The sequence below is a fragment of the Paenibacillus cymbidii genome (assembly GCF_004764705.1).
GTDB classification, from domain to species: Bacteria; Bacillota; Bacilli; order Paenibacillales; family NBRC-103111; genus Paenibacillus_AN; species Paenibacillus_AN cymbidii.
This window is the reverse complement of the sequence record NZ_SHLX01000048.1, coordinates 20,929-42,100: the sequence shown is the minus strand read 5'-3', so window position 1 is coordinate 42,100 and position 21,172 is coordinate 20,929. Positions and strand designations below refer to the sequence as shown.

At 58.1% G+C, this 21,172-nt stretch carries 14 protein-coding genes and 1 CRISPR repeat array; of the genes, 13 read left to right on the top strand and 1 reads right to left on the bottom strand.

Features of this window, described 5'->3' with window-relative positions; translation table 11 throughout:
- Window positions 1-30 precede the first annotated feature (30 nt).
- The 8 genes from EXY20_RS36315 to EXY20_RS36280 all read left to right on the top strand — a co-directional run bounded on the left by EXY20_RS36315 (window position 31) and on the right by EXY20_RS36280 (window position 6,721).
- Window positions 31-423, top strand: coding sequence for a hypothetical protein (locus EXY20_RS36315; RefSeq protein WP_135557329.1), 393 nt, complete (start codon window positions 31-33; stop codon window positions 421-423).
- 300 nt (window positions 424-723) lie between these two features.
- Window positions 724-1,398, top strand: coding sequence for a hypothetical protein (locus tag EXY20_RS36310; RefSeq protein ID WP_135557328.1), 675 nt, complete (start codon window positions 724-726; stop codon window positions 1,396-1,398).
- The gene (locus EXY20_RS36305; RefSeq protein ID WP_135557327.1) at window positions 1,296-2,195 is read left to right on the top strand and encodes a polysaccharide deacetylase family protein; all 900 of its coding nucleotides are present in this window, start codon (window positions 1,296-1,298) and stop codon (window positions 2,193-2,195) included. Before EXY20_RS36310 ends, EXY20_RS36305 begins: the two co-directional genes overlap by 103 nt.
- 418 nt (window positions 2,196-2,613) lie before the next feature.
- Window positions 2,614-3,270, top strand: a complete 657-nt coding sequence (locus tag EXY20_RS36300) for a GntR family transcriptional regulator (RefSeq protein ID WP_167859769.1) — start codon at window positions 2,614-2,616, stop codon at window positions 3,268-3,270.
- A 141-nt stretch (window positions 3,271-3,411) separates the two neighbouring features.
- The gene (locus EXY20_RS36295) at window positions 3,412-4,125 is read left to right on the top strand and encodes a phytanoyl-CoA dioxygenase family protein (protein WP_167859768.1); all 714 of its coding nucleotides are present in this window, start codon (window positions 3,412-3,414) and stop codon (window positions 4,123-4,125) included.
- A gap of 43 nt (window positions 4,126-4,168) precedes the next feature.
- On the top strand, window positions 4,169-5,368 hold the full coding sequence (locus EXY20_RS36290; protein WP_135557324.1) for a mandelate racemase/muconate lactonizing enzyme family protein: 1,200 nt from the start codon (window positions 4,169-4,171) through the stop codon (window positions 5,366-5,368).
- Between the two features lie 203 nt (window positions 5,369-5,571).
- A complete protein-coding gene (locus EXY20_RS36285) occupies window positions 5,572-6,102 on the top strand; it encodes a hypothetical protein (protein WP_135557323.1) in 531 nt (176 codons plus the stop codon).
- Between the two features lie 40 nt (window positions 6,103-6,142).
- Complete coding sequence (locus EXY20_RS36280; RefSeq protein WP_135557322.1) at window positions 6,143-6,721, top strand: hypothetical protein; 579 nt, start codon at window positions 6,143-6,145, stop codon at window positions 6,719-6,721.
- Window positions 6,722-6,725: 4 nt separating this feature from the next.
- On the opposite strand, the gene EXY20_RS36275 is transcribed toward EXY20_RS36280, so the two are convergent.
- The gene (locus tag EXY20_RS36275; RefSeq protein ID WP_135557321.1) at window positions 6,726-7,757 is read right to left on the bottom strand and encodes a LacI family DNA-binding transcriptional regulator; all 1,032 of its coding nucleotides are present in this window, start codon (window positions 7,755-7,757) and stop codon (window positions 6,726-6,728) included.
- Window positions 7,758-8,157: 400 nt separating this feature from the next.
- On the opposite strand from EXY20_RS36275, the gene EXY20_RS36270 reads away from it, so the two are divergent.
- The 5 genes from EXY20_RS36270 to EXY20_RS36245 all read left to right on the top strand — a co-directional run bounded on the left by EXY20_RS36270 (window position 8,158) and on the right by EXY20_RS36245 (window position 20,932).
- Window positions 8,158-9,798, top strand: a complete 1,641-nt coding sequence (locus tag EXY20_RS36270) for an ABC transporter substrate-binding protein (protein ID WP_135557320.1) — start codon at window positions 8,158-8,160, stop codon at window positions 9,796-9,798.
- A gap of 117 nt (window positions 9,799-9,915) precedes the next feature.
- Window positions 9,916-10,770, top strand: a complete 855-nt coding sequence (locus EXY20_RS36265) for a carbohydrate ABC transporter permease (RefSeq protein ID WP_135557319.1) — start codon at window positions 9,916-9,918, stop codon at window positions 10,768-10,770.
- Window positions 10,771-10,802: 32 nt separating this feature from the next.
- Window positions 10,803-11,618: a carbohydrate ABC transporter permease gene (locus tag EXY20_RS36260; protein WP_167859767.1), complete on the top strand. Its 816-nt coding sequence runs from the start codon at window positions 10,803-10,805 to the stop codon at window positions 11,616-11,618.
- A 36-nt stretch (window positions 11,619-11,654) separates the two neighbouring features.
- Entirely contained in the window at window positions 11,655-13,793 is a 2,139-nt protein-coding gene (locus EXY20_RS36255) for an alpha-L-rhamnosidase C-terminal domain-containing protein (protein WP_135557317.1), read from the top strand.
- A 1,247-nt stretch (window positions 13,794-15,040) separates the two neighbouring features.
- Window positions 15,041-19,952: direct repeats of the CRISPR family, unit length 33 nt; unit sequence ATTTCAATCCACGCACCCCGTACGGGATGCGAC.
- Window positions 19,953-20,572: 620 nt separating this feature from the next.
- Complete coding sequence (locus EXY20_RS36245) at window positions 20,573-20,932, top strand: transposase (protein ID WP_328592621.1); 360 nt, start codon at window positions 20,573-20,575, stop codon at window positions 20,930-20,932.
- Window positions 20,933-21,172 lie beyond the last annotated feature (240 nt).

The following is a 21,172-nucleotide window of genomic DNA, read 5'->3' as shown; positions in this document are numbered from 1 at the left end:
TGCTGATGGAACTGCCGGATTATCTCGTTTATGCCAACTGGAATCCCGCTGGCGGTATGGTCCGGGCGCAGCGCAAGCTACGGAACGCAAGTGCGGCTTGCCGAAGGGCATTATCGGATCGAAGGCGGTTGCCTGCGCTGGAGCGGCGAGCTGCCCGGCGCCCAAAGCGGTTACAAGCCGGTGCGCTGCACGCTGGAACTGGACGGTGCGGAGGAAACGGATGTAACGATTACCGTCGGTTCCGGCGTTGTCCATATAGCGAACCGTGCAGACCGGCCGGTTGCGCTGGGGCTGCGCTTCCTATCGGCGCCGATGGGGAGCGTCGACACGGGGAGCGGAGTTGCCGGCGCATCCGGCGCTGCCGAAGCGGCAGTGCGCATCGTGCTGGCTGCGGGGCAGCTGTGGTCGAGCTCGAACGGCTGAATGGCTGAGCGGCGCAACCGCATGGTGCTGAGGCATATCAAGAAAAGGAGCAATCGACATGCGAATGGCGCGAGTCGCCGTACTGATGCATGAGCAGTCGGCACAACAACATTGGGCTTATGGTTTGAACGTATTCGGCGCGTATGCAGGTGAAATCCTGCGGCATTACGGCATTCCGTTCGAAGCGGTCGCCGATCCGGCCGCACTGGCAGCGGGGGGATACGATATCGTGGTTGTCCGCATGCGGGCAACGATCTGCAGACGGCGGAGCTGCTCTGGAAATACGCCGAAGCGGGCGGCGTGCTCGTCTCCTATGCCGGCTTGCGAGGACTTGCCGGCAAGCTGCAATGCGCCGAAGCGTCGGAGACAGGCAGCGGTTATGCCGCTTCGCTTCCTTGTCTGGAGGAGGAGCCGCCGCTTCGTTATTTGCGTGCGGTGCCGTGGACGCCGGCCGGGGCGGGAAGCGGGAGTCCGGAGCGCTTCGGCGCGCTGCACGACAGGAAGCCGGGCGGCGCGATCGCAGCGGAGGCGCTGCTGCGCTTCGCCGTCGGCGGCGGAAGCGTGGAGCGGTGGGCGGTCGATATTCTGTACACGATCCTTGGGCTGCAGCAAGGCACCAAGCCGATATTGGAGGACGGCATCCCGGCTCCGGACGGCTCCGCGCAAGTCGACGACGGTATTCTCAAGGCGGATGACAGCAGCGAGCTCGACTGGAAATACGACCGGTTGACGACGGAGACGGACATGCCGTATTTTGCTTATCCGTATGCGGATTTGTGGAAAGAAGCGCTTGCCGGTCATCTCGTCCGCTGCGCCTACTCGCGGGGGCTGGCGCTGCCGTTGTCGGCTTCTGGCCCGACGGGGTGGCGAAGGTGGCGACCGTATCGCACGACAGCGACACGAACGAGGACGAACAGGCGGAAACGACGCTTCGGGTGCTGGCCGAGTGCGGTGTCCGCACGACCTGGTGCATGATCGAACCGGGCTACAGTCCGGCGATCTACGACAAGGTCAAGCAGGCCGGGCACGAGCTGGCTTTCCATTACAATGCGCTGGAGAAGGATGGCGGCAAATGGGGAGCGGGCGAATTCGGCCGGCAGCTGGCCGTCATGAAGCAGGCGATGGGGCTGGAGCGGGTCGTGACGAACAAAAACCACTACACGCGGATGGAAGGCTGGAACGAGCTGTACGAATGGTGCGACAACAACGGCATCGAGATGGACCAGACGAGAGGATCGAGCAAACGGGGCAATGTCGGCTTCCTCTTCGGCACCTGCCATGCATTCGTGCCCATCGCCTGGCATACGGCCCGCAACCGGACGTTCCGCGTGCTGGAGCTGCCTTTTTTCTCTTCGGACATGGGGACCGGCACGTGGGCCGACGCCAGCATCGCGAATCCGATTCTGAGCGGAGTCGAGCGGGTGGAGGGTGTTGCCCACATCTTATTTCATCAGTACCATTTGCATTACAACGATCATGTGAGACAATTGTTCTGTCAATATATCGAGACGGCTCAATCGCGCGGCTTCGCGTTCTGGACAGCGGCGGAAATCAACGACTGGACGAGGGCGCGGCGTTCGGCGAACGTAACGGACATCGATGAGCACGGCGAAGCCGCGGTAAGCGGCAGCGTTGCGATCCGCGATTTGGTCGTCTGGGTGCCCTTGGCGGAACGGCCAGGCGAAGGGGCCGGGACCGGACGACAAGGAACCGACACCGACATCGCGCTAAAGCTGGGCGTTCCATGCCGGAAGCAAGTATGCCGTGCGTAGAGCGGCGCCGGTCCGGCCTTGCTGCGGACGGGAAGGCCGGCAACGTTTGTTTGTGGAAATAGGCCGTGTTTTATTGCCTATTAGGCCCATTGTGGCGGGCAGCAAGGAAATAGCCAGCGATTTCACTGGCTATTTTGCCGGAATGGACGATTTTGCGGCGATTTGATCGGAATAGCCAGTGTGTTCACTGGCTATTTTTGTCGTGCTGCTACACAACCGACGGATAGGCCATTTTTTGTTGCTTATTTTGGAGGGGGCCTGTTTGGTACGGCTGCTTTTTTCCGATCCCGATCGTGTTGCGGGCTGTTGCGGCCCTCCCGGGGCTTGTCTGTCATTGAAGAACAACTTGAAATTGCGAATCGCTCTATGATATTGTATAAATGTATACAATATTACGCAGATGAAAGTGGTCGTTCCGATGCAAAAACTGCAAAAATCGTCGCTTGGCGGCATTGCCAAGGATGAAATTATGAAAATGATCATTACGGGCAAGCTGAAGCCCGGCGATCGGCTGAAAGAAGTGGAAATTGCCGAAACGATGGGCATCAGCAGAATTCCGGTTCGTGAAGCGCTGCTTTTGTTGGAACAGGAAGGATTTATCGAAAGCGGCCCTTATAAAAACAATATTGTGGCCGAGCTTGACTATCGGGAAATCGTGCATATCTTTTTGCCGATTCGCCGAATTCTGGAGACTTACGCTCTCCGGCATTTTATCGATCGGGCAACCGAGGAGCAGTTTGCTTACCTGGAGTATCAGATTCGAACGATGGAATGGGCGATTAAGGAAACCAATTTGGAGAAGTACGCCGATGCGGACATCAAGTTTCACGAATGTTTATTCGACAGCGGCGATATGAAGAGCGTGGCTTCCATCTGGTCAAGCATTTCGAACCGAATGCGCATGTACTTTTTTGCTTCGGCCCGGGTGCTGGAAGGAAAGCTGGATCATGTCGTTGCGGCCCACGAAGAACTGCTGCGCTGCATGAGGAGCCGCGATTATGAATTGGCGGAGCAGAAGCTGCTTGCCCATATCGACGAAATCGTGCTTCCCGCGCCAGACGAATCGACCCGATAACATACGGCCCATCGTTGGCCGTATTTTTTTCGCGCAAAACCGGGGGTTCATTGACAGGGCATAGGCGGCTGTCTATAATAAAAATGTAGAAATTATAAATGTATACAATTATAAAATATAACAAAAAGTGAGGCGGCAAATTTGTTTACCCCGGAAGAAAAACGATTTTTCCTCGAACAAGGTTATCTCGTCGTTCCCAACATTATCGAAGGGGAACATTTGCAGCGGGTGCAGGATGCGTTCGATACCGCATGGGCAAACGAAGGGGCGCCGTGCAATCAGCATAAGCTGCTCAAGTACGGCGTGTTCAGAGACTTGATCGAGCACCCGCCGATATTGGACCGCCACAAAGCGATTTTTGGCAATCAGGTTCAGTTGTTGCAATACGATTTGTTGCGACAAGCCCCGGGCAGCAAGTTTCCCGAACGAATGTGGCATCGCGATTTTGTGTTCCCGGGCGACCGGCCTTTGTCCATCAACACGATTCTGTTCATCGACGACATTACGGAAGAGAAAGGACCGACACGGGTCGTGCCCCGCAGCCACATGGGCGAACAACTGCCCCCGTCCGACCGGAAGAACGTTCCGCTTGAAGGGGAAATAGCCGTGGAGGTGCCGGCAGGAAGCGCGATCTTCATCAATAGCGCCATATGGCATTCGGGTGCGCGGAACCGTTCGGAAACCGGGCTTCGCAGGGGCATTTATTTGTACTTCGGCTACTGGTGGCTGAAGCGTTACGAGATGAATCAGTCGTTCCCCTGGCAAGCTTACGAGAACGCTTCCGAGCAACGGCTGCAGCTGCTTGGCATCCGGATGCCCGACCGCGACGTTCATATGTACGATCCGGAGAAATAGTACGTGGCGCTTGCTGGAACTAGAACCGAGGAGTGGTGAAATTTTGCGTATCATCGGCATCGATGTGCACGTCCTGCTCGAGCCTTCCTACGACGTCAGCGCGACTAGCTCGGCCCAGGACAATCTTGTGGTGGAAATCCACACCGACGAAGGAGTCAGCGGAATCGGCGAATGCGACGTGAACCCCTGGATGGCCCGCGCCTGTATTCTGGCTCCCGGCACGCACACCATGGGACAAGGGTTGTCCGACATGCTCATCGGCGAAGATCCGCGCAACATCGAGCGGATCTGGAACAAGCTGTACGTCGGCTCGGCCATGAACGGCCGGCGTGGAGTCGTTTTGCACGCAATGGGCGCCATCGATATGGCCTTGCACGACTTGAAAGGCAAGCTGCTCGGCGTTCCGGTATACGAATTGCTGGGCGGTGCGGTCCGTTCCTTCATTACGCCATATGCCTCCCTGCAGCCGGAAGTATCCGACTTTAACGCTTATCGCAATTCTCTCGCCGGTTGGGCAACCAAAGCCAAACAACTCGGCTTCCGCGCGGCGAAAGCGGAATGTACGTTGTTCGGCCCTTACTCGCATAAGGGATTGAGCGGTACGCCCGAGCAGACGACCGAAGTCGTGGCAGCGGTTCGACAGGCTGTCGGTTCCGACTTTACGCTGATGGTCGACGTGCAGTACGCATTCCCGAATGCCGATGCATGCCTGGCTACGATTCGGAACTGGGAGCCGTACGACATCTATTTCCTCGAAACCCCGATCTGGTCCGACGACCTCGACGGTTACGCGCGTCTTGCCAGGGAGCAGCCGATCCCCATTTCCGCCGGCGAATGGCTGGCCACCCGCTACGAATTCGAAGACTTGATGGACCGCGGCCTGGCCAGCGTCGTCCAGCCGGATCCCGGACGCGTCGGCGGTTTGCTCGAAGCGCAAAAAGTATGCGACATGGCCAAAGCGCGCGGCCGCAAAGTTGTCCCCCACATCTGGAAAACGGGCATCTCCATCTCGGCAGGCATTCATCTGGCTGCGGCCAACGAGCATGTGCCTTTCATCGAGTTCCTGCCGAAGGAGCTGTGCGAATCCGCGTTGCGCAAGGAATTGGTCATCGAAGACTTCGGCATGGCGGACGGTCAAATTCCGCTTCCGACGAAACCGGGGCTCGGCGTGGAATTGAACCGCGATGCACTGGGCAAGTTCAAGGAAGCGGCGGACAAAGCGGTTCGCGATCGCATCTTGTAGGCACCCTGGCCATTTGCAGGAAGGAGCGTCGCCGGCGCCTCGTCGAAAAGGGAACTAACAGCGCTCGCCCGATCTGCCGCTTGCGGCAACAAGCGTGACGAACGTTGCGGTCATCTCCCGCGCCTCGTACATAAAATAGCGTACCGGCATGAACGAGCACTGCCTCGCGCGCCGAGCCATTACCGAAGAAAGGCGGCTGCGCGATGACGAACTACAGCGTCTACAACAATATCGGCAACCCTCTTTACACGCAGCTGACGAACACGTATGCCGCCCCCGGAGTCGAGGCGCTTCCGGCAAGCGACGCGGCCAAAAACGGCAGCCTGTTCGTCCTGAACTCCGGCAGCATTGCGCTTTCGGCCGGCCAGAGCATCCTGCAGCAGATCGCCAACCCGTCAGCCGGCACGAAAACATTTTATATTTCCAGCGTAAGCGGCGGGGGGACGGCGGCGGCGACGGTGACGCTGTATTCCGGCGGCACGATCTCGGGCGGCACGACGACGCCCTTCAATATGCGCCTTGGCAGCGCGAACGCAAGCGCGGCGACGGCCCGGCAAAACACCGGCACGCTCGGGGGGACGCCAGCCAGCTTCCTCACGGTGCCTGTTACGGCCGGGCAGTATACCATATCGCTGGGCGGTTCCGTTGTCGTTTCCGCCAACCAGACGTTTTCCGTAACAATCGGTCCCGGCGCGGCTACGGCATCGCTCGCCATCATCTGGTGGGAAGTCTAGCAGATACGCCCCACACCCAAGGAAGGAGGTCGAACGAAGGTTGACGAACTATTCCGTCTACAACTCGCAGGGCAACTTCGTCTATAGCCAAAGCATCAACACGTTCGTCGCCCCGGGCATTGTGGCGCCGCCCGCAACGGGAGCGGCATCGGCCGGACGAATGTTTGCCGTGAACTCCTCGAATTCATTGCTCGTTGTGCTGAGCGGCTCCGTTACCACTTCCCTCCAGATCACGAACTCGTCGGGCAGCGGCGTCAATCTTTACGTCTCTTCCGTTCTGGGCGGCATCGGCATTGCGCTTAGCCTGCTGTCGTCGTTTACGGGCACGATGACGATGGCGCAAGGCGGCACCTTCGTTTCCTCCTCGCCGCTCACGCCGTTCAATACCCGCTTGTCCAGCCCGACGGCCAGCGGGGCTACGGCTCGCTCCGCCACGGCGGCGCCTTCGGGAGCCGCTGCGTTTACCACCGTTCCGCTCGATCCCGGCTTGTTTCAACTGGCGGTCGATGGCGGCATTGTCGTGCCGCCCAACCAGTCGCTGACGGTTACCGTAAGCGGTTCGTTGTCCGTTGCCGGCACGATTGCCGTTTATGCCAATATCACTTGGTGGGAGGCTTAGGCCCTCACTTCGGCTTCGCGCCGCAGCTGCCGCGCACGACGAGCTCCGACGGGATGACGATGTTCTGCGCCGGACGCTCCTTCTTGCGGCCAAGCAGCTTCAGCAGCAGCCGCGCCCCTTCCTTGCCGATCTCGTGCAGGTTCGTCGTGGTGGACGTCAGGTCGTACTTGGCGGCAAGCTCCGTGTTCTCGAAGCTGACGAGCGCCAGATCGCGCGGAATCTCCAGCCCGGTCGAACGCGCGTATTCGATCACCCCGACGGCCTGGACGTCGCGTCCGGCAATGACCGCCGTCGGCGGCTCCTTCAGGGCGAAGAACAGCGAGGCGGCGCGGTAGCCGCTGGATTCGCCGAAATCGCCGATGTGTACATAGTCTTCGCGCATCTTGATGCCATTGTCGGTCAGCGCGTCGAGATAGCCTTCGTATCGGTCCTCGCAGACGAGGTATTCAAGCGGGCCGGGCACGATGAAGGCAATCCGCTTGTGGCCGAGACCGATCAGATGCGAGGTGTTGCGATAAGCCAGCTCGTAGTTGTCGACGTCGACGGCGTTGACCAGCTGGTTCTGTCCTTTGCTGCCAACGATAACAACCGGCATGCCGTGCTCCTGCAGTTCGGCGACGATGTTCGAATCGTGGTCCGGCAAACAGATCAGCACGCCGTCCATCGCCCGCTCGCGAAGCAGCTTGAGCAGCTTCGGCGTCTTGGCCTTGTTGCCGTGCATTTCCCACGACAGCAGCAGGTTGTAATCCTTCTGGTCGATTACTTCGCCGATCCCCTGCAGCAGATCGGTGAATGTGCTGTTGCCGGAGAAGGTGAAGAAGTTCGACCCCGGATTCGGCGTAAACAGACAGATGTTGTTCGTCTTGCGGGTCACCAGCCCGCGTGCGGCCGAATTCGGCTGGTAGTTGAGCCGCTTGATGACCTCGAAGATGCGTTCCTTCGTTTCCGGCGCGACCGGCGCCGTGCCGTTGAAGGCGAACGAAACGGTGGAGATCGAAACGCCGGCTTCCCGGGCGATGTCTTTAATCGTGACCATTGGCGCCGCTCCCTGATAAAAACGTTTTTATAATTCGACTGTAGCACAGCCCCGATTTTGCGGTCAAGAGGCGGAGAATGCGGCAAAAAACGGCCCGTTTTTATGAAAATGGGGCATGAAAGCTTGACGCGCGGGCATTTATCGCAGGCCATTTATAAAAACATTTTAACGTTGAATGGAATAATTTTTTCGTGCTATGATGAAAACGTGATCACATTGTAAGCACTTTCAATCAGACATACGCGTTGCACTGGCGGCGAAGCGGCCGACGGACCTTTATTCAGACGACTGATGTTCAGAAGGAGGGGGATTCGTTTTTTTGGAGTAAAAACGTTTTTTGTCGCATTGTGTCGGATGTATTCCTTTCCAAACACTCATTTGTTAAGGGGGATTGCCGTTCATGAAAAGATTGTTTGTTCTCGCCGTCGCGACTATTCTGCTGGCAAGTCTTGTCGCAAGCTGCACGAAGTCATCGCCCTCTTCCTCGTCGTCTCCGTCGTCATCGGTCAAAGATTCGGCATCTGCCGCACCTTCCGCCAGCGGTTCCGCCCAAGCTTCGGCTCCGCCGTCGACTGCGAGCAAGGAGAAACGAACGGTCGTTTTCGCCACGATCACCGGATTTTACGCCGACGGCCTGAAGGCCGCCGCAGACGACTACATGAAGCTGCATCCGGAAACGACGGTCCGCATCGATTTCAGCTCCGACAACCAGGCGTACCAAACGTCGTTCCAGGCCAAAATGGCGGCCGGCGGCAACGACGCGCCCGATATCGTCCACTTGAATCTGCTCGGCGACAGCATGGGCAACAACATCAAGAAGGGCTGGGTCGCCAAGCTGAACGATTTTGCCGCCGCTCCGAATCCGTACAATAACAACAAGTCGATTCTCGACGGCATCAGCAACAAGAACTACGTGTCGTGGATGTATTCGGATGCGGGCGACATCGGGATGGTGCCGTTCGATCTGGTTGGCACCGGCTTTTACTACAACAAGGATGTATTCGCCAAAGCGGGCGTTTCCGAGCCGACAACGTGGGAGGATTTTCTGGCCGCGCTTAAGAAGCTGAAGGATTACGGTACGATCCCGCTGGCGATGTCGTTCACGCAGCAGGCCGATTACGAAGGCTGGCTGACCGCTTCATTCGTCGACTGGGCGACGCGCAAGCTCAATCCGACGCTGCTCGTACAGCCGGGCGACGCCCGGAACACGCCGGAGATCGAGAAGTTCAACAGCAAGATCAAGTACGACGACAACAATCCGGCGTTTGACCAGGGCGCCGTGTATGACGACGAGAAACGGGTCGCGGCGTGGAAGAACAAGGTGTACGGACCGGCGATTTCACCGGCCGAAAAGAAGTACTGGACGACGATGAAGGAGATGTCGCAATTTTATCAGCCCGGCTATGCGACAATGGGCGACGCCGATGCCTACAACCTGTTCATCAGCGGCAAGGCAGCCGTGCTGCTGAACGGCAGCTGGAAGCTCGGCTCGATGCTGGCGGATTTGAAGGCGCTTGGCGACAAGGCGTTTAAGGTCGGCGTGTTCAAGTTTCCCGAATACAAGACGCCGGACCCGAACTTTCCGGGCAAGCCGCGCGGCATTCTCGCCGTCGGCCACCAGCTCAGCGTAACAGGCAAAAAGGATGCGGAGCAAGTGAAGCGGGCGGAGGACTTCCTGTTCTATCTGTTTTCGCCGGCGGTGTCGCAGAAGGTATATGACGTGACGCTGAAAGCGGGGCAATTCGTGCAAGGGCCGAGCCTCGTGGAAGGCGTCAAGCTGACGGACGAATTCAACAGCGCGCTGGAAGGATTCAAGATTGCCGGCAACATCGGGCTCAATCCGTTCGGCTGGGCGGCTGCGGGCAACCCGACGGCGGATCCGAACGTGACGACCGAGCTGAAGACGCTGGAGCTCAAGTACTACAACGGCGATATCTCCGTCGATGAGTACCTGAAGCAGAAACAGGTGATCGTCGACGGGACAATGGCCAAATATATGGCCGACAAGAAGTACGATCTCGACCCGAAGACGAAGGAGTAGCCGGCAGCGGCGAAGGGGTGGCGGCGGCCATCCCTTGCCGCTTTTGACCCGGTGAAACGAATGTCGACTACGAGCGACCGGAGGTGAACCGCCATCGAAACGAGCCGCTTGCGCCGCTTGCTGCTGCCGTATGCCTTCATCCTGCCCTCCTTCGCGTTCATCGCGTCGTTCCTGTACTATCCGGTGTTGCTGGCGTTCCTTCACTCGTTCACCGAGTGGAATCTGGTGCAGACGAAGTGGATCGGGCTGGACAACTTCCACTCGATGCTGAGCAACCGGATGTTCCGGCAGGGCATGAGGAACCAGGTCATTTATACCGTCTCCGACGTGCTCAAGGCGATTGTCATTCCGCTGCTTGCGGCGGAATTCATTCATATGCTGCGCGGCAACCGCAGCAAATACGTGTACCGCACCGGCTTCATCCTGCCGATGCTGCTGCCGGGCATCGTCGCCATCCTGCTCTGGCAGAACATGTACGACCCGACAAGCGGGTTGATCAACCAGTTGCTTCGTGCGATCGGCTTGGATTCGTGGGCGACGCCGTGGCTCGGCGGCAAACGAAGCGCCATCGGCGCGCTGGTGATGATGGGCTTCCCGTTTATTGCCGGGCTGCCGTTCCTGATCTTCTATGCGGCGATCGGCAACTTCAACCGCGAGCAGCTGGAGGCGGCGCGGATCGACGGAGCGAGCGGCTGGCAGGTGTTCCGCAGGCTGCATCTGCCGATGCTGAAGCCGCAGTTCCGGGTTGTGTTGATTTTGACGATTATCGGAAGCTTGCAGGATTTTGTCAAAATTGTCGTCATGACGTCCGGAGGGCCGGGCGATGCGACGGTGAATCCGGCTTTTGTAATGTATAATGCGGCTTTCGGGGCTTCCCAGTACGGTTACGGTTCCGCGATCGGCACCGCGTTATGCCTCGTGATCATCCTGCTCACGATCGTAAATTTGCGGGTGCTGCGATCGGACGATTAACTTCGGCTCGGCACGGGAGGAGGAGAAGCTTCATGAACGCAAGATTGCCGCGTTTGGCGGCGGGGGCGGCGCTGTTCGCACTGCTTGTCGCCACTCTGGCGCCGTTCGCGCTGTTGATCGTGTTTTCGCTGCGCAGCCACTTGTCCATCATCGTCGATTTCTGGGAGCTGCCGATCGATCCGTTATGGGCCAATTACCGCCGGGCGTTCGAAGTGGTGCGAACGAGTATTTTCCATTCGCTTTTCGTCTGCTTCGTGACTGTTATCGGCGCCGTCCTGCTCGGCTCGTTGTCCGGCTATGCGTTCGCCCGCCATCGTTTTCCGCTCAAAAATACGCTGTTCCTGCTGCTGATCGGCGTGCTGGCCATTCCGTCGCTGCTGACGATCGTGCCGCTGTACTCGATCATCGTCAAGGCGGGATTGACCGATTCGTATTGGGGCTTGATCCTGCCCTACATATCGGGGACGCAGCTGCTTGGCATTCTGCTGTGCCGGACGTTCTTCGAGTCGCTTCCGGAGGAGCTGTTCGAAGCGGCGCGCATCGACGGCGGCGGCGAACTGTATCTGTATTCGCGCATCGCCGTGCAGCTGTCCGTTCCGATCCTGGTGACGGTCGGCATCGTGACGTTCCTGAGCGTCTACAACGATTATTTGTGGCCGGCCATTGTGCTGAAAGAGCAGCACCGTACGTTCACTATGGCCGCGGTCAGCCTGAACACGGCCGGGCGGCAGGACATCGGGCTGTCGTTCGCCGGTTATGTGATCGGCAGCGTGCCGACCGTTGCGGTGATCCTGCTCGGCATGAAATATTACATCGACGGTATGGTTGCGGGAGCGGTGAAAGCGTAGCCTGCGGCGCAAACGACATGCGAAGGAGACCGCATTATGACTGGGAGAACCGAAGAACATTTGCCCGTTTGGCTGTGGCATGCCGGGCGGGAGGCCCGTTTGGCTACGGTATTGTCGCGCACATTTGCGGTTTCGCGGGATATTGCCGGGTTCCGGCTGTTTGTTGCCTTGACCGGGGGCATGCAGGTGGAATGGAATGGCCGGCTTGTCGCCGAACTGCCCGAGCACCCGCGCAACGTCACGGCGTTCCGGGCAGTGGAAGGCTTGCCGGACGTGCTGCCGCAAGGCGAGCATACGATCCGGCTGCGCATCGCGTGCGCCGAACCGATGCCGGTGTCGCCGGTGAGCATTCATCTGTGGCAGCGCACGGTCGGCTGCGCGGTGTATGCGGTCGGCGACGGCTTCTGGCTGGCGTCGGACGAACATTGGCTGGCGGACGACGAACCCGCGGCAGTCGTTTGTTTGTACGGGGAGGAGCCGTACGGCGATCTGGACGGGGCGCCGGACTGGTTCGTTCGCGGCGGCTTCGGCGACATTGCGGTGGAGCCGCTGGTCGTGACGGAAGCCTACGCTTCCGACTGGCGCGTGACGCCGAACGGAGACGGCGGCGTTCGTCTGGCGGGGACCGGCGCAGGATCGCTGGCGTTTGCGCTGCCGGAGAGCGGCGAGCTGCACCAGTTCTACCACTTGCGGAAACAGCAGGAGTGGAAGGAAGCGCGGGCGCTGCTGGCTGCGGCGGACCCGGCGCTTCTGCGGCGCGCGCGTTTCGATCTGGGGCGCGAATACAATGCGCGCATTCGGGCGGTCAGCGGCAGTGCCGTTCCGTTGACCGTTGTCTGGCAGGGGGCGGAGTCGCCGGAGGAGCTGGCGCGTTATGACGCCTGCATCACCGAGTCGTTCCGCGTCGGGCCGGGGGAGACCTTCGTGACGCTGCCGCAGGGCATGCGTTACGTCGACCTGTATCTGGTGGCGGCTCGCGGCGAGCCGGTTGCGCTCGACTTGGCGTTCGAGTCGGCCGGCGTACCGCTCGTTCAGGCCGGGCGGTTCGACAGCGACAACGCGCTGGCCAACCGGATTTACGACGTATCCGTGCATACGAACCGCATCTGCCACCAGCTTGGGCTGTGGGACGGCGTGAAGCGCGACCGGTTGAACTGGGCGTATGACTTCTATCTGGCCGGCAAGGCGGATTTTGTTCTGTGGGACGACCTGACCGTACTGCGCCGCTCGATTCGCGAGCTTGGCGCCGGAACGCCTTACGGCTGCTGGATGAACTCGATCGAGTCGTACACGCTCTGGTGGGTGGTTGGTCTGTGGGAATACTACTGGTTCACGGGAGACGCGGCCTTCCTGTACGAGATCCGCGAGGATATTCGCAAGCACGTGCGCTGGATTGCCGACAATGTGGACCCGGCTGACGGTCGGCTGCGTTTGGACGGGGAGCGTGCCGCGTTCATCGAGTGGGTGCCGATCGACGCCGCCGAGTCGCGGCTGGCGCTTCATGCGGCGCTCGTCCTGGCGCGGCGCGCGCTGGAGAAGCTGGCGGCCGCATTGCCGCAGCTGGAGCTGCCGCCGGGCTGGCCGGCGTCGGCTCCGGACGGCGGCGAGCTGCTGCGCGGCCAAGCGCTGATTACGCCGCTGCTCGGCATTGCGGCGGGCTGCGTCGGCGCGGAGGAGGCGCGCCGCTTCCTGCGGGAGGTGCCGGTCGCCGACCCGCTGACGACCATCTCGGCTTACTGGCTGGCCGAGTGCTGCTCGTTGAACGGCTTGCCGGACAAGGCGTGGGAGGTCGTCTCCCGCGTATGGGGCGGCATGCTTGCGCGCGGCGCGACGACGTTCTGGGAGTCGGTCACGCTTGAACCGGCTGGGGAGGACGTGCACGACAGTCTGACGACTTACACCAGCTACGGTTCTTACCGTACCAGCCTGTGTCACGCGTGGTCGAGCACGCCGGTGCAATGGCTGAGCCGCTTCGTGCTGGGCGTCGAGCCGGCGTCTCCGGGTTACCGGACGGTGCGCTTCCGTCCGCAGCCGGTTGGCGGCATGACGGCTTGCTCCGGCCGTGTAGTCACGCCGTTCGGGCCGATTGCCGCGGAGTGGGCGCTGGGGGCTGACGGGGTTGTCGACAGCCGGCTGCAGCTGCCGGATGGGGTTGTGTTGGAGGGCGGCGGTTAGGCGGCGCGCGCGGGGTTTTGGAGAGCAGCGCGTTTGTGGCTGAATAAGCTTAGAGGCAAACAGCCCCGCTCTGCGGGGCTGTTTGGCTGGAAAGAATGGATAAGTTTCGGGGCGGGGGGACAGGGGGGGGGGCGGGCGTGTTGGCGCAATGAAGCGCAACCAAGCTTCACGCTGCAGCCGCTGCGCGGAAGGGCTGCTCCTCCGATCGCTTGTTGTTTTCGGATGCCGGGAATCCATGGAGCCACTCCCGCGCCGCTGCAGGAAGCAGATCCTAGCCAGCCGCTCTTGAGTAGCCTGATTTCTTGCTCGGCAACCCAAATAGCCCATGAAAAATGGCCTATTTGCCCCGTATCGCCCGGCTCGCCCGAAATAGCCAGTGAAAACACTGGTTATTTGCCCCAGATCGCCTTCAAATCCACACTTCAAGCGAAATAGCCAGTGATTTCGCTGGCTATTTTGAAGAGGCTGCCCGTTTTTGGGTAAATAGGCAAGAAAACATGGCCTATTTGGCAAGGTGCTAGTTGGCGGATGGGGGAATGGTGCGCATGAAGCAAAGTGTCTGCTCGATGATAGGCGATCCTCCATCACAAGGCTAGCCTTCCCTTGCATCGGTCCAGCTCTGATGGAGGCTTGGCAGTTGCCAGCCAAGCCAGATTGCCAACGCGGCATTGTTCTTGCCCCGATGGCCGCGGGGCAAAAAGCAGCCCCTTTTAGATGCCAAACCCAAAGAACCATCAGGGTGATCCTCCCTGACGATACTATCGACGGACTCAACATGGTCAAATTTCAATCCACGCACCCCATACGGGATGCGACATCATTTGTCCTGGCTGCACAGGCGGCATATCCACATTTCAATCCACGCACTTCGTACGGGATGCGACGTTCCGGCGTCATCCCCTTGTCCTTGGCCCATTTATTTCAATCCATCACCCCGTACGAGATGCGACGCACGGCACCTTTGTTCGTCAGTTTCAATCCATCATTTCAATCCACGCACCCCGTACGGGTGCGACCATCGACGCCAAGCAAATGGCGCTGATCGAGCAATTTCAATCCACGCACCCTGTACGGGATGCGACAAGACATTCCGAGCAAAGCGGACTACCCTCTTTCATTTCAATCCACGCACCCCGTACGGGATGCGACGGACTTGTGGGGTTGAGGGCACGGCCCCCGAAGGATTTCAATCCACGCACCCGTACGGGATGCGACTGCGGATGCAGCATAAGTGGTATTGATCATTTCATTTCAATCCACGCACCCCGTACGGGATGCGACGCCAGACACGACAGCGGAACTACGCGCAACAATTATTTCAATCCACGCACCCCGTACGGGATGCGACGACAGCCGGCGTGATCGCCTACAAGAAACATCAGATTTCAATCCACGCACCCCGTACGAGATGCGACGCGGTAGTACTTGCGCTCGCTCATGTGCAGCTCATTATTTCAATCCACGCACCCCGTACGGGATGCGACAGCCTGCATGACCGGATAGGCGTCCTCCTGTAAATATTTCAATCCACGCACCCCGTACGGGATGCGACTAAATCGCCGGTGACATATGAGGTTGTTGTGCTATTTCAATCCACGCACCCCGTACGGGATGCGACCGGCGGCGCAGCGCTAAATCTGCGCCAATATTTTCATTTCAATCCACGCACCCCGTACGGGATGCGACCCCCGTGGCGTAACTGGACGGGCACAGGCGTTTTTATTTCAATCCACGCACCCCGTACGGGATGCGACACGGAGCAGCGACGATGGTTCAGACGGGGTACGGCATTTCAATCCACGCACCCCGTACGGGATGCGACCCCGTATGCGTCAAGTCGGCGCAGATCGATGGCATTTCAATCCACGCACCCCGTACGGGATGCGACTACGTGCGCGAGCCGCTCACGCCCCTAGCGATCGAATTTCAATCCACGCACCCCGTACGGGATGCGACAAGATCATGGGGCTGTTGGTTTCTAAGGTTTTGGATTTCAATCCACGCACCCCGTACGGGATGCGACGACGGTGTGCTTCGAAATCCGTCCTTAATTCAGATTTCAATCCACGCACCCCGTACGGGATGCGACTCCGTAACGTAACCGATCGCCTCGCCGAATTGATATTTCAATCCACGCACCCCGTACGGGATGCGACAATAACCCGCATCGGCCCGGGCAGATTCGGTCGAATCATTTCAATCCACGCACCCCGTACGGGATGCGACCAAGCATGTGCAGACGGAATGGCGTGGTTATATCATTTCAATCCACGCACCCCGTACGGGATGCGACGGCATCTACTTCGGCAATCCGAAGCGGCGCACGAAATTTCAATCCACGCCCCCCGTACGGGATGCGACATCGAAGCAGGCGCAAATATCACAGTCCGGCGTCATTTCAATCCACGCACCCCGTACGGGATGCGACGTGAAGCAACGCGCCGCTGTGTAAGGCTCGTCTTTATTTCAATCCACGCACCCCGTACGGGATGCGACGGTGGAATCTTATAGGGCGTCGGAGTAGCAGACGGCATTTCAATCCACGCACCCCGTACGGGATGCGACCCTGCCGGCCCTGTTGCACCAGTCGCGCCGGAAATTTCAATCCACTCACCCCGTACGGGATGCGACGTGGAAATGCACCGCGCCGCGTCCGTTGGCGTCCTATTTCAATCCACGCACCCCGTACGGGATGCGACCCGGCGCGCGCGATTACACGATGAGGCATATCGGGTCATATTTCAATCCACGCACCCCGTACGGGATGCGACCCAAAGGAGACAAAGGAGATAAAGGCGATCCTGGAATTTCAATCCACGCACCCCGTACGGGATGCGACTTAAAGGCGGGAGGATAACCCAAGTCCATGGATTATTTCAATCCACGCACCCCGTACGGGATGCGACAATCGACGGCAAACAACTTCATGCGCGTCGCTTCCATTTCAATCCACGCACCCCGTACGGGATGCGACAAAAGCATAAAATTAACCGGTCCAACAATGTAGCATTTCAATCCACGCACCCCGTACGGGATGCGACTGATCGCCTGTCGCAGATGCACCAATACGTCGAATTTGAATCCACGCACCCCGTACGGGATGCGACGAACGTCAACAAACGTTACGCGGCCGTCGTGGGTATTTCAATCCACGCACCCCGTACGGGATGCGACGGTGCTGCCGGCTGCGAAGCTTCCTGCCGCGCTTGCGATTTCAATCCACGCACCCCGTACGGGATGCGACGAAGGCTTTTGTCGACTCGATCATTGAGATATTAACATTTCAATCCACGCACCCCGTACGGGATGCGACCCTGCGGTGCGTACCTTCTCATAGGTTGGACTGGTCATTTCAATCCACGCACCCCGTACGGGATGCGACTCGATGATCGTAACCGTCTTGTCCCCGTTGGTGAGATTTCAATCCACGCACCCCGTACGGGATGCGACACGCCGAGATGGCGTCGCGGATATCCGCTTCGAGGATTTCAATCCACGCACCCCGTACGGGATGCGACTTGCGCGTTACGTAACGCGGCTGGAGCATGATTTGGAATTTCAATCCACGCACCCCGTACGGGATGCGACAGTGGACTCATATTGCGCAAGAGGTGAGAGCATATTTCAATCCACGCACCCCGTACGGGATGCGACTCCCAAAGCACATCGTGCTGCCAGTTGAGCAGTTGATTTCAATCCACGCACCCCGTACGGGATGCGACCTCGACGATCCCCACGTTACGTTATCCGACGGGATTTCAATCCACGCACCCCGTACGGGATGCGACGCGCATTGGTCACTGGATCAATGTACGTGACCATATTTCAATCCACGCACCCCGTACGGGATGCGACTACATCAGCCGGTGCACTCGAACGTCGTCTTGTCATTTCAATCCACGCACCCCGTACGGGATGCGACGTCTTGCCCGACGCTGCTGCCGTAATAGGCGACCATATTTCAATCCACGCACCCCGTACGGGATGCGACACGTGACCATGAAAAACACCGGCGACACCATGCTATTTCAATCCACGCACCCCGTACGGGATGCGACAAAAGCCGCAATTTTCGGCACGATCTACGCCTATCATTTCAATCCACGCACCCCGTACGGGATGCGACCGGATCGCAAAGGGCGAGGAAATGTTAGCGGCGATTTCAATCCACGCACCCCGTACGGGATGCGACATAAACGGTGGGTTGTTCAGTTTTCTTATTTTGAATTTCAATCCACGCACCCCGTACGGGATGCGACCATAAACCGAGCAACAAATGGGCCGTTTCCATATATATTTCAATCCACGCACCCCGTACGGGATGCGACGCGCCCGGGCGCATTTGCATTCGAGAGCGAGTTAGAATTTCAATCCACGCACCCCGTACGGGATGCGACACAGCCAGCGATGCGTCAAGGTAATTTTCGGAATTTCAATCCACGCACCCCGTACGGGATGCGACGAAGATGGAGAAGGAGTTCGGATTAAAGCAACCGGCATTTCAATCCACGCACCCCGTACGGGATGCGACAGCACATCAGACAGTCAAACGGGGACTTGAAGTGTTTATTTCAATCCACGCACCCCGTACGGGATGCGACCCAGTTTGCCGCGGTACAAGCGTACGTTTTTTGATATTTCAATCCACGCACCCCGTACGGGATGCGACCATGGACAAATTGGGCGTCGCGTCGAACAAAGTATTTCAATCCACGCACCCCGTACGGGATGCGACGGCTGGCCGGGTAGTAGGACCGCTGGCCGTCCTTGATTTCAATCCACGCACCCCGTACGGGATGCGACTCCGCGCCAGTCCTCTACTGCCGTGGAATGACGATTTCAATCCACGCACCCCGTACGGGATGCGACGAAACCGGCTGGCGAATACTCAAGCGCCCGCATGAATTTCAATCCACGCACCCCGTACGGGATGCGACACGAAACCATATCAAACCGTGGTCGGCCCGAAACAAATTTCAATCCACGCACCCCGTACGGGATGCGACAAGAAAATCGAGTATTACACCAACATTATCGTAGGCATTTCAATCCACGCACCCCGTACGGGATGCGACGCAATGGTCATCTGCAACGAAGGCGCACCAAGTCGGATTTCAATCCACGCACCCCGTACGGGATGCGACAAGGGAAAGCAAATTATAAGCGCCTATCCAGAAAGATTTCAATCCACGCACCCCGTACGGGATGCGACACTTTATTGGTGCCGATACTGCAAAAGGTTTGGTATTTCAATCCACGCACCCCGTACGGGATGCGACCAGGAACGAGTGGTGGTGGGGTTTTTGCATGGCAATTTCAATCCACGCACCCCGTACGGGATGCGACGCCATCAGTGACCTGGTATTTGTCCACCAAGGGGAATTTCAATCCACGCACCCCGTACGGGATGCGACTCGGATCGACGTTGAGACTTTTTCCTCGGTCGACCTGAATTTCAATCCACGCACCCCGTACGGGATGCGACACGGACGTCCGATCCGTAGCTTCTTTTCCTCCGAGATTTCAATCCACGCACCCCGTACGGGATGCGACTCAATGCTTTTTGGATTGAAAACTGTCAAAATGATTTCAATCCACGCACCCCGTACGGGATGCGACTGTTGCCTGCGTCTTGGTCAGATTAAACCTTTCCTATTTCAATCCACGCACCCCGTACGGGATGCGACTGCGAATGTCGAAGATCGTGGAAACGAATCTTGGATTTCAATCCACGCACCCCGTACGGGATGCGACTTGTCGTTGGTACGGCGCGTTCAACCGCACGGTAAATTTCAATCCACGCACCCCGTACGGGATGCGACGTGGCGGGTGCGGCAGGCGCTGCGGGAGTGGCAGATTTCAATCCACGCACCCCGTACGGGATGCGACTATATCAAGCTGACCGCCAAAAACGATACTAACGGATTTCAATCCACGCACCCCGTACGGGATGCGACGCGACCAACACCGGGACTCGGTCCGCTGCGAGTGTGATTTCAATCCACGCACCCCGTACGGGATGCGACTTACGACGGTTCTTTTTGTGAGTATTGCGTATAATTTCAATCCACGCACCCCGTACGGGATGCGACCGTGTGGAACCAGTCTTTGGGGCGCAATATTCAAATTTCAATCCACGCACCCCGTACGGGATGCGACAGCGAGTTATATCCATAAATCTACTAAAATATCCATTTAAATGGTATAACTCGCAGAAGAAGCAGCCACTTCATAATGACAAAATCCAATTGTATTCCATTAAATAGGGGATTGATGTAAAATTCGTGGTGCGAATCCCCCGGGGGATTCATGTTCGCTTCCCACTCGCACCGTAGATTCGCACTGCGTTTCACCGCCCTCCCCTTACCCAATAAGCACTCCTTCCATACCCAGCGCTGTCTTTACGCCCACATGCTCCACTTTGTTCTTGTAGTTATTCCATCTGACAGAATCGCAAGCTGTCCTTTTTCTCTTCGATCAGGTCAATCAGCTCCAATTTCAACGAAACCAGTTACGCCGCGTCCACCGCACACTCAAAAAGCACCCATTACCCATAATTTTGGCACACTTGGCAACTTGCTGCAACCGCTTTTGGCCGACGTGGCTTCTATTTTCACGGGAATGGCAGCTATTCATCCAATTCGTTGCACAATTGGCCCAAAATGCTCTCGCCAAGACAGGGAGCATCACTTTCTCCTGCTTCTTCTCCTGCCGACCAGTTCCTTCATCGCATCAATCGACATTAACCAGCTGTTTACGCTCGTCCAAGGTATCAATCTCTGTGCCGGGCGAAAAAATATCCCCCGATCCAGCAAGCCGCAAAGAGTACCCGCCACCTGAGCAGCACCACGTATTTCCTGAATCATGCGCCTTGGTGCGTCAATCGCTTGCAACGCCGGCGGATGCAGGTTTATCTCCTGTGTACGGATGTGTCGCTGGATCTCGTTACGATTGGGCGCTATTATCAGGTGCGCTGGAACATCGAGACGGGGTATCGCTACTTCAAGGAACTGCTGGGCTTCGGCCACTACCAGTTGCTTTCGACTACGGGCATCCAACGTTTTTGGGTGATTCAGCTCCTGACGCAAAACTTTCTGGAGTCTCAGTGGCAGGAGTGGCTGGGGCAAGACCCGATCTGACGCTTGGCGATGTGTTACGCCGCGTTCGAGAAGCGTTCTTCGGCCAGATCATCGTCTACGTCTATCAGATGACCATATGGAAAAGAAACCGCTTTTCGACATTCTCCAGCCGATAGTCCACATTCGATTTCCATTTCCAATGTTAATTGTCGACTCTGGGAGGAATATGGAGAATAGCGGCGAAATGATAATCTGGGTATATTTTCCTAGTCCAAACGTGTATTCGCTGACAATCCATTG